Source organism: Microcoleus sp. T3_D1 (genome assembly GCF_036700405.1).
In the GTDB taxonomy this organism is placed as follows: Bacteria; Cyanobacteriota; Cyanobacteriia; order Cyanobacteriales; family Microcoleaceae; genus Microcoleus.
Window position 1 is genome coordinate 1 of sequence record NZ_JAUBOV010000130.1, and the last position, 11,860, is coordinate 11,860.

10 protein-coding genes are annotated in these 11,860 nt (G+C 45.5%); 5 read left to right on the forward strand and 5 right to left on the reverse strand.

All coding sequences use genetic code 11. The features are described from left to right. Positions 1 to 79: 79 nt before the first annotated feature. Entirely contained in the window at positions 80 to 1,759 is a 1,680-nt protein-coding gene (lnt, locus tag QT992_RS31825) for an apolipoprotein N-acyltransferase (RefSeq protein WP_333378579.1), read from the reverse strand. Positions 1,760 to 2,008: 249 nt separating this feature from the next. On the opposite strand from lnt, the gene QT992_RS31830 reads away from it, so the two are divergent. Next, positions 2,009 to 2,182 carry a hypothetical protein gene (locus tag QT992_RS31830; protein WP_333378558.1) on the forward strand — a complete coding sequence of 58 codons (174 nt, stop codon included), beginning with the start codon at positions 2,009 to 2,011 and terminating at the stop codon, positions 2,180 to 2,182. Between the two features lie 14 nt (positions 2,183 to 2,196). Here the strand turns inward: QT992_RS31830 and psbA are convergent, their stop codons facing one another. Both psbA and QT992_RS31840 read right to left on the reverse strand, forming a co-directional pair. Continuing rightward, a complete protein-coding gene (gene psbA, locus QT992_RS31835) occupies positions 2,197 to 3,279 on the reverse strand; it encodes a photosystem II q(b) protein (RefSeq protein ID WP_333378561.1) in 1,083 nt (360 codons plus the stop codon). A gap of 548 nt (positions 3,280 to 3,827) precedes the next feature. Then, complete coding sequence (locus QT992_RS31840; RefSeq protein ID WP_006631073.1) at positions 3,828 to 4,175, reverse strand: histidine triad nucleotide-binding protein; 348 nt, start codon at positions 4,173 to 4,175, stop codon at positions 3,828 to 3,830. Between QT992_RS31840 and QT992_RS31845 the strand changes: the two genes are divergently transcribed. The 3 genes from QT992_RS31845 (at position 4,174) to QT992_RS31855 (ending at position 8,356) form a co-directional block, all read left to right on the forward strand. Continuing rightward, entirely contained in the window at positions 4,174 to 4,449 is a 276-nt protein-coding gene (locus QT992_RS31845) for a hypothetical protein (RefSeq protein WP_333378565.1), read from the forward strand. The genes QT992_RS31840 and QT992_RS31845 overlap by 2 nt on opposite strands. Before the next feature lie 58 nt (positions 4,450 to 4,507). Continuing rightward, positions 4,508 to 6,037, forward strand: coding sequence for a YifB family Mg chelatase-like AAA ATPase (locus tag QT992_RS31850; protein WP_333378567.1), 1,530 nt, complete (start codon positions 4,508 to 4,510; stop codon positions 6,035 to 6,037). Between the two features lie 933 nt (positions 6,038 to 6,970). Continuing rightward, on the forward strand, positions 6,971 to 8,356 hold the full coding sequence (locus QT992_RS31855) for a hypothetical protein (RefSeq protein WP_333378570.1): 1,386 nt from the start codon (positions 6,971 to 6,973) through the stop codon (positions 8,354 to 8,356). Between the two features lie 433 nt (positions 8,357 to 8,789). Here the strand turns inward: QT992_RS31855 and QT992_RS31860 are convergent, their stop codons facing one another. Together QT992_RS31860 and QT992_RS31865 are read right to left on the reverse strand one after the other, a co-directional pair. Further along, positions 8,790 to 9,632, reverse strand: a complete 843-nt coding sequence (locus tag QT992_RS31860) for a hypothetical protein (RefSeq protein WP_333378573.1) — start codon at positions 9,630 to 9,632, stop codon at positions 8,790 to 8,792. 986 nt (positions 9,633 to 10,618) lie between these two features. Further along, complete coding sequence (locus QT992_RS31865; protein WP_333378576.1) at positions 10,619 to 11,017, reverse strand: DUF4342 domain-containing protein; 399 nt, start codon at positions 11,015 to 11,017, stop codon at positions 10,619 to 10,621. A gap of 548 nt (positions 11,018 to 11,565) precedes the next feature. Between QT992_RS31865 and QT992_RS31870 the strand changes: the two genes are divergently transcribed. Then, entirely contained in the window at positions 11,566 to 11,745 is a 180-nt protein-coding gene (locus QT992_RS31870; RefSeq protein WP_333319891.1) for a hypothetical protein, read from the forward strand. Positions 11,746 to 11,860: the final 115 nt, after the last annotated feature.

Genomic DNA, 11,860 nt, shown 5'->3' on the forward strand with positions numbered 1-11,860 from the left:
CGCTCGCACTGTAAATGCAAAACTGAGATGCTCCCCATCCCACAAACTTGTGGAAGTTATTTAATTCTCATTCCTAACGTTAATTTCTAACAATCAACCGCATTAACCCCGCCAATACTAACAATACAGGTGTCAGCCAATCTCCCCACCGCACGTACAAAGTCCGAGTTTGCCGCCGATAAATAGTAGCATCTCGGACTTCATAGGTATTAATTCCCGACTTCCAAACCGTCTCGCCACGAGGATTTACAAAAGCAGAGTAACCGGTATTCGTTGCGATAACTGCCCATCTATCCGTCTCAATTGCCCGCATCACATCTAAAGCATGATGTTGAGCCAACATGGGCGGTTTGTAATGGGCATTGTTGGAAGCGGTGATCATAAATTCGCCTCCCTTCGCCGCCTGATATCGGAAAATTTCCGCAAACGCCGAATCGTAACAAATTCCGACAATGGCGCGGCCAAACGGCGTATCAAACACTTGTTTAGAATTGCCGGGTACTAAATGAGCATCTAAGGGCGAAAGCCGATTAATAATCCCGCCTAAGATTTCGTAAAAAGGGATATATTCGCCTAAAGGCACTAGCTTTAGTTTATCGTAGCGACCGACAATTTCTCCAGTGCGATCGATCGCCAATAAGCTGTTAGTGATACTATTATCTTGCTGTCCGAATCCTCCAACCCAAGCCACAACGCCGCGTTGGAGAATAGCTTGGTAAAAGGAAAGAGTAGAACGCTGATACTCGTTTGTCCAGATAAAAGGCAAAGCTGTCTCTGGAATTAACACAGCATCGACTTTTCTGTCTGCTAACTGTTTGTATCCAGTGGTGTAACCTTCCAAAGCGCGCCCCCAACCCGCTGAGTCAAACTTAATCTCGTTAGGAATATTGCCTTGAATAATGCCAATTTTTAAAGCAGTTGCAGCTTCTTGATTCAAAGGGCGGTTGTATAAGCTCCATCCTGCAATATGCAAAATCAAACACAAACTCGCAGGCAAAATATAAGCAACCGACTTCTTCCCTCGGACTTCTCCCTTCTTACCTCGGACTCTCTCCTGCTTCCATCCATCCGTTACATCCGTTACACAATCCGTTGCCGAACTTCCTTCTTCCTTCTTACTTCTTCCTTCAATAAAAGCTTCGGCAATTAAGCCATTTACTGCTACAATAGCGGCTGTTACTGCGCTGGGCCCGGAGAGTTGACCGAGGTGCAATATTGCTAAATTGTGCGGGCTTTGCGTGTAAGATAGTGATGTCCACCACAGCGAACCTGTACTCCAAATACTTTCTAAGGCACACCACAAAGCTGTGCCAATTAAAACGCGAGTTAATGCTGAAAATTGAGCTTTACCCCCCCCAGCCCCCCCTTGTAAAGGGGGGGAGTTAAGAATAAGAATAGGATTTTGGTCTGGTAAAGTGAGGGAGTTGAGAATTACAAATAGCCACGCCCAAACGGCGACTAAGGCGGCTCCCCAGAGGGTGATGAATGCCCAGCAAAAAAGTGCGATCGCCAAACTCGGCCACCAAGGAACTCCCAACCAAGTCATCGGGTGAATTCCCATAATCCAAGATAAGGCTAATCCGTGATAGCCAATTCCCCATAGTGAAGGAAGAAGGAAGAAGGAAGAAGGAAGAAGGAAGAATTTTTGTTTTTTTACTTCTTGCTTTGGCTTTTCATAACTAACAACCAAAACCCACAGGGGAGCTAATGCTACCCAAGCCAATAGCCAAGCATTTACTGGTGCGGTTGTCAATGCCATCAAAATGCCGCTGAAAAGTGCGATCGCCCAGGCTAATGTTTTTGATTTATGAACCACGAGTTTTTCCCATTTGCGCCTGTTAAATATCGCCACTTTGATGATTGCCAAAAATAATAATTCTTAATCAATATATCAGATCGATCGGGAAGAAGAAAGATCGGAAACGCGCAGTGTACGGGATTTAATACATTTAACGGATTTAACTGAGAAGTTGCACCATTCTCAATAAGCTTTTTATGAACAGGCAAGATGCCTGTTCCACAAGAAAATTCACTCTTTGTGGAACAGGCATCTTGCCTGTTCCTGAGAATGGTGCAAGATGTGATATTTAACGGATTTAACAGAAGGAAATCTATCCAATTCTACTTGCCAAAACAAAAAGCGCCCCTATTTCTAGGAGCGCTTTTTGTTAAATCAAATTAAATCAAAAGCTAAATTTAGCCGTTGATGGAAGGAGCAACCATTGCTACGGGAGTTGTTTCACCAGCAGCCAAGTCGAGAGGGAAGTTGTGAGCGTTGCGCTCGTGCATTACTTCCATACCCAGGTTAGCGCGGTTTATCACATCAGCCCAAGTGTTGATGACGCGACCTTGCGAGTCGATAATCGATTGGTTGAAGTTGAAACCGTTGAGGTTGAAGGCCATCGTGGAAATACCCAAAGCGGTAAACCAGATACCGACAACTGGCCATGCACCTAACAAGAAGTGCAAAGAACGGCTGTTGTTAAAGCTCGCGTATTGGAAGATTAACCGACCGAAGTAGCCGTGGGCTGCAACGATGTTGTAGGTTTCTTCTTCTTGACCGAATTTGTAACCGTAGTTCAAAGATTCAGTTTCGGTTGTTTCGCGAACCAAAGAAGATGTTACCAAGGAACCGTGCATGGCGGAGAACAAAGAACCACCGAAGACACCAGCTACTCCCAACATGTGGAAGGGGTGCATCAGGATGTTGTGCTCGGCTTGGAACACGATCATGAAGTTGAAGGTGCCGGAGATACCCAAGGGCATACCGTCAGAAAAGCTGCCTTGTCCGATCGGGTAAATCAAGAATACTGCGGTGGCTGCTGCAACTGGTGCAGAGTAAGCGACGCAGATCCAAGGACGCATACCTAAGCGGTAGGACAGTTCCCATTCACGACCCATGTAGCAAAAAATGCCAATCAGGAAGTGAAATACTACCAATTGGTAGGGGCCGCCGTTGTACAACCATTCATCGAGGGAAGCTGCTTCCCAGATGGGATAGAAGTGAAGCCCGATCGCATTCGATGAAGGAACAACAGCACCAGTAATGATGTTGTTGCCGTACATCAAGGAACCAGCAACTGGTTCGCGGATGCCGTCGATGTCCACAGGAGGAGCAGCGATGAAGGCGATGATGTAGCAGATGGTGGCACTCAGCAAGGTAGGAATCATCAAGACGCCGAACCAACCGATGTAAATCCGGTTTTCAGTGCTAGTTACCCACTCGCAGAACCGATCCCAAACGTTGCCGCTTTCGCGACGCTGTACGGTTGTTGTCATTTGGTTTATGATTGCTTAATTGAATTTTCAAGGTTCGTTGTGGGAATGCCCCACGCTTATATTAGTAACACCATTCACTAAAGTTTGCCAAGGGATTACTGCTGACAATTTAAAGATTTTACAAACATTTACAAAAATTGGATTCTTGGTAAATATTTATAGTTTTTTACAAAGCAATATTACCCACATAACAGGTTAAATATAGCGACCTGAAGAACTGAATCTATTAGCTGTAGAGGGGTTCAGCAGTTTGAGCAAATTATTTTTGTTCAGGTTGATTTTCTGTCTGTTTAAATATCTCTTAATTACGTTTGGGGGAGAGGATTTTTAATATTTATTCACAAATACCCGGTGGATTCTGCGAGGGGAAATTTTATCGGGAGAATAGTGAAAACCTGGTTTCAAGTGCGATCGGGCTGCATTCTCAATAAGAGCCAATCAACCGGGTTTATTGACTAAAAAAGAAACCCGGTTTCTGAAGCGCTGGGCAATAGAAATCAACCGGGTTTCTGAGGATGAGTCCGCAATTTCTGCGTAAAAATTAGGCTTTAGCCTGGGGGCCACTTCATCTGCCTACCGCCGAGAATGTGAAGGTGCAGGTGGTCTACAGTTTGGCCGCCGTCGCTGCCGCTATTAATGACGACGCGATAGCCGTTGCTAAGTCCGAGTTGTTCTGCTACCCGTTTGACAGTCAGCAGCAGGTGTCCCATGAGAGCATGATCTCCCGACTCGGCATCGGCTAATTTGGCAATAGGCTGTTTGGGAATGACGAGGATGTGGACGGGTGCTTGCGGATGGATATCTCTGAAGGCGAGGGCCAAGTCGTCTTCATAAACGATGTCTGCCGGAATCTCTTTGCGGATGATTTTGCTGAAAAGCGTTTCTTGAGTTGTCATGGGTATTAACGAAGGAAGAAGGAAGAAGGAAGAAGGAAGAAGGAAGAAGGAAGAAGGAAGAAGGAAGAAGGCGGAAGAAGGAAGAAGGCCCAAGTGGGAAGAGGGAAGAGGGAAGGCCCAAGTGGGAAGGGGGAAGGGGAAGAGGGAAGAGGGAAGGCCCAAGTGGGAAGGGGGAAGGGGAAGAGGGAAGAGGGAAGACGCAGCAGGAGAGAAGGAAGAGGAGAAAAAGAAGAGGCAAGGAAAAGTTTTTCTTGCCTCTTCCGATATTCATTAGTCATTGTTAATCATAATAGATGATGAATCAAGGACAGGCAAATTAAGGATAAAGAAAAATGCTTGCTAGGGTTTGGAGTGCATCGATCGTTGGAATTGACGCGGTAAAGGTGGGTGTTGAGGCTGATGTGTCAGGGGGGCTACCGAAAATTGTGGTTGTGGGGTTGCCCGATTCTGCGGTGCAAGAAGCTAAAGAAAGGGTTAAGGCTACGCTAAAAAATTCTGGATATGCTTTTCCGATGCGGAGTATTGTGATTAATTTGACTCCGGCGGATTTGCGGAAGGAAGGGCCGAGTTTTGATTTGCCGATCGCCATTGGCATTTTAGCAGCATCGGAACAAGTCAGCGGTGAACTTTTGGGAGATTATTTGTTTTTAGGGGAACTTTCTTTAGATGGGAGTTTGCGGGCTGTGGCTGGGGTTTTGCCGATCGCCGCTGCTGCTCAAAAAATGGGTATTTCAGGGTTGGTTGTACCGGCTGGTAACGCGCAAGAAGCGGCTTTGGTGCACGGAATATCTGTTTATGGTTTTGAGAATATTTTTGCTGTTACTGATTTTCTGAACAATCCTGAAGTTTATTCGCCTGTAGAAGTAAACGGTCGAGAAGAGTTAGCAAAAACGCGGTTTTCTGGTCTAGATTTAAAGGATGTAAAGGGGCAAATTCACGCGCGGCGGGCTTTGGAAATTGCGGCGGCGGGGGGACACAATTTAATTTTTGTGGGGCCGCCAGGGAGCGGTAAGACTATGTTGGCGAGGCGTTTGCCTGGTATTTTGCCGCCCCTGACTTTTGATGAAGCTTTGGATGTAACGCAAATTCATTCGGTGGCTGGGTTGTTGAAGGATAAGGGAAGCTTGGTGGGCGATCGACCTTTTCGCAGTCCTCACCATTCGGCATCTGGCCCTTCTTTGGTAGGTGGCGGCAGTTTTCCGCGTCCGGGTGAAATTTCTTTAGCACATCGCGGTATTCTTTTTTTGGATGAATTAACTGAGTTTAAAAGAGATGTTTTGGAGTTTTTACGACAACCGCTGGAAGATGGTTATGTGACGATTTCTAGAACTAGACAATCGGTGATGTTTCCGGCTCAATTCACTTTAGTTGCTAGTACGAATCCTTGCGCTTGCGGTTATTACGGCGATTCGATTCAACAGTGTACTTGTTCGCCGCAAAAGAGGGAGCAATATTGGGCAAAACTTTCGGGGCCTTTGATGGATCGGATTGATTTGCAAGTGGCCGTAAATCGTTTGAAACCCGAAGAAATTACGCGACAGCCGACGGGGGAGGAGTCGGAACCGGTGCGGGTGAGGGTGCAGCGGGCGCGAGAGCTAGCTACTCGCCGTTTTCAGTCGGAATCTAGTTTGCGCTGTAATGCCCAGATGCAAAGCAGTCACATTAACAGATGGTGTCAGTTGGATGATGCTTCTCGGAATTTATTGGAGATGGCGATTCGGAAGTTGGGGCTTTCGGCGAGGGCGAGCGATCGCATTTTGAAGGTTGCTAGAACTATTGCTGATTTGTCGGGGGATGAAAGCTTGAAAACGAATCATGTGGCGGAGGCGGTGCAGTATCGGACGATCGATCGGATGCAGTAAGTCAATCGATTTTAGATTTTAGATTTTAGATTTTAGATTTTAGAGGCGACCCCACGGATAAATGCGGGGGCTTGAGGATTTTCGATTTTCGATTTGGGATTGATTCCACGGATAAATCACGTGGCGGGTACGATCAAGAAATTCTTGGTCAGCAACGGCTCAAAAGACACAATCCCCCGATCGCCGACTTCTTGAAGAAGTTGGGTATTTAACAGTTGATTCGGCGATTTAAATCGCTTCTAAACATACGAAGTCCCAGCAGAGGGGGACTAAGGGATTAAGGGGGTATTTAAGCTCGATTGATGTTGTCCAATTATTTAATTGAGCCACTGAAACGCCCCGATGTTCCCATGTTTATTGTCTGATTTTGTGCTGCATGGTGCCAGGAGCACTGGTGACAGTTGTGTAAGTTCTGTTAGTGTTAGATTGGGAGAGGCGAGACCAAACCAAGGCAGCAGTTAAAGTGGCGAGCGAGGAAGCTTTAGACCAACTGCCCGAAAGCTAATCAACTGAAGTTTATCAGCACGTCTAGGACTCTTATTCTGAGGCAACACGCAGTATTTCTACCACCGCAGCTTGAAGCTGGTGTCAATGCCACCCACCCACAGCTTTTGTCAAAAATTCCTCATAATTTCATCAAAAATTCATCAAGTTTTTACCCCCTTTTTGTCATTTTTACTGTAATTTATGATACCGATCGCCAAAGTTGCCGGAAGCTCCACAACTGCAGAATTTTTAATATTTAATTTCCCGCTCTCCCTCTCCCTCGCTCTCCCTCGCTATTCCTCCCTCTTGCTCTTTCTCTCGCCCCCTCTCTCTGTTTCACCCTAAAATTTGAAATTTTTGAGTGACGAATTATGGCACGATCGCAGCGCGTTTTGATACCATTCAATCAAGCGCAAGACAATCAGGGAATGCACTGGAGGTGTGTAAATGGAGCTTTTCGCAGAACAAAAACGGTGCTTGGATTGCTTGGTAAGCTCGATCGAGCAATTGGGAGGTCGAGTAGACATTCCAAAGCTGGAGCAGATAGCTGAGCTAATTATTCAAACGATGAGAGGGCCTTGGCGCTACTTTCACACGTCGGAACACATTTTTGAGGTCGGGGGGTCAGTCGATCCGATCGAGGTGCTGGCTGCGCTGTTTCACGACCTCGTGTACGTGCAAGTCGATCAGGGCGTTAGTTTCAATATTAGCAGCGCCCTTTGTCCTTTTGTCAAAGAGGTGCGATCGCAGTTAGTTATTAGAGATGAAACCGAACTGCCCGACGATGCCATGTATCACCTAGTGGCCTCAGTCTTTGGGTTTATTCCCGGCAAGACTCTCTCTCCGTTTGGTGGCCAAAACGAATTTTTGAGTGCCGTTATTGCTGCCAAATCTTTGGAGCCTTTTTTGCCAGCTAGTACGATCGCCGAAATCGCCGCTTGCATCGAAGCTACTATCCCTTTTCGTCCCGTTTCGCCCAGCGGTTTGAGCGCGATCGAACTTTTGTACCAGCGTTTGGTAAGTGCGAATCGCGATTTTAACTTGGGATGGAGCGATGCCCAAACCGTAGAAATTGTCAAGCGTGCTGTCAGGTTAGCAAATAGAGATGTCGAGAATTTTGCCTCTCGAAATTCCTCTAATTTCTTAGACAATACCTGGAATTTGATGCCAGAAACTAACCACGAATTGACTAATGTCAATTCCTATACTGTTGCCGGATATCGCAAGTCTCTGCAAAAAATGGAAGGATTTTTGAACTTCCTCAAACCCGAACTGGTTTTCCAGCAGTTTATGCAAGAGCCGGACGATGAAACCTACGCTAACCTGATTGCCCGAACTCGCAAAAATATCGAAGTTGCTAAACTTTATCTGGGTATCAAGCTAATTACCATCGCCATTTTAGAAGCTCTTTCCTACCGCTTAGGCCGCGATATTCCGCTTTCAACTATGATGGGAGAATTGCGCGCCCCAGGATTTAAAACCTCGGTTTTGGAGGATTACTTGCCCAACAAACAGATCGCCTACCCATTAGAAACTCAGTTGGAAAAAGAGGTTTTAAATTTGTTAGCAATAGGACGAAATCAAGAATCTCCCTATGATATTAAAAACTCTCCCGTAGCTACGTTTATTATCAAATCTATCGGCTTTGCTGAAACTGAAAACTTTTTGAAGAAAGCTCAAGAGTTTTTTGCAGGTCATATTTCGTCGGAAGAGTTTCTGTCTTACTGTTCTCCCGATGTAATAGACACTATCTCCTCCGGCGTGATGAAACTCTTTGACAGCAGGAAGACGGCTTTAGGGAAAGTTAAATTCGTTCACCAAACAGTTTCTTAGCATAGGTGGGCACAATCTTAAAACGTTTTCCATCGCAGAAACCTGGTTTCTTGAGTTCAGCCACAATGTGCGGTTAGTCTGAGATGTTGCACCATTCTCACTTAACAGGCTTTCGCACCTGTTCCACAAAGAATGAGTTTTCTTGTGGGGAGTAGGGGTTGGGCAGGAGATTCCGCCTATAGCAGGCTTATTGATAATGGTGCAAGATTTCACTTTAAACCCTAAAAAAAAGTCCTCTTTAACTAATATGTTGCACCATTTTCAATTAGCCTTTTAGGAACAGGCTTTTCGGCCTGTTCCACAAGAAAATCTACTCTTTGTGGAACAGGCCGAAAAGCCTGTTCTTGAGACTGGTGCCAGATATCAGCTTTAAAGGACTTTAGCTATGAGTCTGGGGTTTCAACCCCAGGCGGACTAATTCGACATCAAACTTTTATTGCGGTGAACCAGTCGCACCCTCAGCGCCGGAGTTGCTATCAGGTACAGCCGTATCTGTAGGATTAGAATCGCTTCGGCTTTCGGTATTAGTTTCGCCGCTCGTACCTGCTCCCGGAGCGCCCTCATCTTGAGTTGGAGATGGAGTAGCTGAACTCTCAGGTGCTGGAGTTGGCGGAGTGGAAGCTGGCTCCCTCTGCGAATTCGGAACCGTAGTATTGGTATCATTTGACGGCGAAGATGGAGACGGCGCTGCTTGCTGAGCGGGTGCATCTTGCTGCTGTGAATTTGGAATTGTAATATTGATATTGGGAGACGGATTTGCTTGAGGAGCCGGAGTTGCCTGTTGAGCTGGACTTGGTTGAGGACTCGGCGTAGCGTTTTGAGCTGGAGATGGTTGAACCGGAACCGGAACAATCTTTTGAATGATCGTTTTTTCTCTCTCTATAGTCCGACTCGGAGCAGGTGTTGCTGAAGGCTGATTCGCTTTGGGTACAACAATCACAGGAGCAGAAGCAGGAGTAGGAGCCTCCTCGCCCCTATTGAAGTAATATACACTGCCCAGAACTAAGCCTGCCAAAGAAGCAAGAAGAATTCCTAACAGTAACCCGCGACCAGCATTCTCATTATCGCGGGCTTCTTGGGTTCCAAGTTGGCGGTGGTTTTCCGCCATTTGACCCTGTACATAACCTTGGTGATGAGCTGCTTCTTTAGAAGCCTTCGCAGTTGTACTCGGAACACTTGTAGTGGTTCGCGTTGTACTGACATGACCGTTAGTTGCATCTGTGTGAACTTCTTGATGAATTTCACGGCTAGAGCTATTTTCTTCGTTAGGTTTCATAATTATCTTCGCCACAACTATTCAAAAAATATTTGTCTGTAGGAGATGCTCTGGTGGGACAACTTGAGCTAAGCTGTTCAGCATTTAAATCACCAAGAAATTGGGTCTGAAGCCCCGTCCTTATAGGACGGCTTTATATTTTGCTACCGCCTTGGAGTTGGTTGGTTCGGTGTACCTTTGTGTTGCACTTTCAACGGGACAGTTACCGTCTCGAACTTCCCAACCCTGTACGCATAGCGTTTTGCTACCTAAGTAGCCTCCCTTACGGGGTAATGTTAGCTTCGACAATGTTATAAAGGCTTGCGCCGGCTAGCAGCACTGTTTTAGTGACCTTAAAACTGTTTAACCACTAGCGACAGAGCAAGGGACTAGCTTCGCATCCCAGGATGTCATGACCTAAATAACGTAGGCAGTTAAGCCTTAGTCTGGTCAGAATGGCTTGTTAGATTTCTCTTTCAAGCCTCATGCCTTTAGGCTGAGGTTCCTGACTGTCAAGATTCAGGCAAGATTCATGTGTAACCATTTGGCATTTTGCTCATACCCAGTTTAAATGCTTAACAGCTTTCTGCTTAGGGAGTTTAGAGAACTTTTGGATTTTCCTTCATCTGTATCGAATCTAACTCGCCAATATATTAACCAGGCTCTACCCCCAGAGTGATTACCCGACTCCCCAAAGGAATAGGGGTAGCCGGACTTCAACAAAGAATACCGGCTAAATGAGTTATTTAGAATGCTTGCTGTGCAAGCATATATAGCAATCCTAAATGAGTCGTAATTTTTTTACGACTCATTTAGGATTGCTATATTTATAAAGCCCGTTTGTGCTTGAAATGTGTTTAAGTCCGGTTAGATAACCACAATTAAGTTTTTAGTAATAAAGGCAAGTTTTTTCTCATCCATCAACAGAGGATAGTCGTACTCACTACCAACAAGCTTGATTACGGGATATTAACCGGACAGGAGCCTTACTAACAACGGAATTTTTTTTATTCTGTTCTTTCAATGATGATGGTCATGTGAGCGACTAATGCACCTATCGCTCCTACTGCTGCAATGACTGGAAACAACGCCGCACCGATGACTCCGCCGACTACTCCCACCGTCAGAGGAAGTTCTACCAAGATGCGTCCCTCTTCATTTTTGATAATGATACGGCGGATATGGCCTTCGTGCATCAGTTCTTTAACTTTAGCAACCAAATCGTCGCCGTTAATCTTCAACTCCTCGACGCTAACTTTTTCCTGAGTATAAGTAGGGGTTTCTAAAGGAGTTGTTTCAAAATTAACCTCACTAATTTTCTCGGCAGAAACTTTTTCAGATACAGGTATTGATTCAAGTTCTCTTGTCCCGACTGGTTCCTGTAGGCGTTCTGTAGGTGTGTCCATTTTTTGTTCTCCTTTTAGGTAAAAGTATTTTTGTATAGAATTATATTGAAATATAACACGCAACTTTTTTTGAATCAATCATTCTTTTGGGTGATCTTGCTGCTGCTGTCGTGCTTTTCTGAAGGTTTGATGATGAAAATTCCCTCACTCTCTCGCTTCTGGGCTGATCCCATCTGTCCCTCTCTCCTTGTGCGGTTTAGTTAACTGTCTGCTTCTAACCCTCGCACCGCCTAAGCATTGAAAAACTTCCAATCCAGACAGCGAAAGGATGAGAGCGACTTTCACACTCTCTGAGGCTCAGACTCAACAGGTGTACAGGTTGAAATACTGACATTGTACTGAAAGTACGATCGTCCCGCCGTGTATAGAATTACCACCTCTCGTTCGGGAAACCGCACATGGAAACCGTCGCTTACTTTCCTCCAATGTCATTTCAATTTAGCTCAGTGCGATCGCCCAACCAAACCCCACCCCCCGATGTTCCTCAAATCAACATCTTAGAGTTTCTAATGAGAATTGCCTAAAATCAAGGGGGAGAAGAAATAATAATGAGCGAAATATTATCGCAACCAAACCAACTTCCTCAAATTGAAGTTGAAGTTGGGGAAAAGTCGGGTAAAATAGAATTATTTTTTCTGCTTCCTCTTGATTCTCGGTGTCGGATTTGCCAGCGACAGAATTTGAATCTCAAGTTGGTGGCCCGACGGTACTTTTCGGGAAAGTTTTAAGGCACATCAAGCGGATGTGTGGAATTTGACACTCCCCATGCTAAAGCAGCGGGGATTCTCCGGAAATTAATCCGGATATCCTTTTTTCTGGATAACCGCTTTCTACATTAGATAA

Excerpts from the sequence above, each read along its gene's own strand:
- QT992_RS31850 (WP_333378567.1), top strand. The coding sequence starts at position 4,508 with ATGCTTGCTAGGGTTTGGAGTGCATCGATCGTTGGAATTGACGCGGTA.
- QT992_RS31830 (WP_333378558.1), top strand. The coding sequence starts at position 2,009 with ATGCCTGTTCCACAAGAAAATTCACTCTTTGTGGAACAGGCATCTTGC.
- psbA (WP_333378561.1), bottom strand. The coding sequence starts at position 3,279 with ATGACAACAACCGTACAGCGTCGCGAAAGCGGCAACGTTTGGGATCGG.
- QT992_RS31865 (WP_333378576.1), bottom strand. The coding sequence starts at position 11,017 with ATGGACACACCTACAGAACGCCTACAGGAACCAGTCGGGACAAGAGAA.
- QT992_RS31840 (WP_006631073.1), bottom strand. The coding sequence starts at position 4,175 with ATGACAACTCAAGAAACGCTTTTCAGCAAAATCATCCGCAAAGAGATT.
- QT992_RS31845 (WP_333378565.1), top strand. The coding sequence starts at position 4,174 with ATGGGTATTAACGAAGGAAGAAGGAAGAAGGAAGAAGGAAGAAGGAAG.
- QT992_RS31855 (WP_333378570.1), top strand. The coding sequence starts at position 6,971 with ATGGAGCTTTTCGCAGAACAAAAACGGTGCTTGGATTGCTTGGTAAGC.
- QT992_RS31860 (WP_333378573.1), bottom strand. The coding sequence starts at position 9,632 with ATGAAACCTAACGAAGAAAATAGCTCTAGCCGTGAAATTCATCAAGAA.
- lnt (WP_333378579.1), bottom strand. The coding sequence starts at position 1,759 with ATGGCATTGACAACCGCACCAGTAAATGCTTGGCTATTGGCTTGGGTA.
- QT992_RS31870 (WP_333319891.1), top strand. The coding sequence starts at position 11,566 with ATGAGCGAAATATTATCGCAACCAAACCAACTTCCTCAAATTGAAGTT.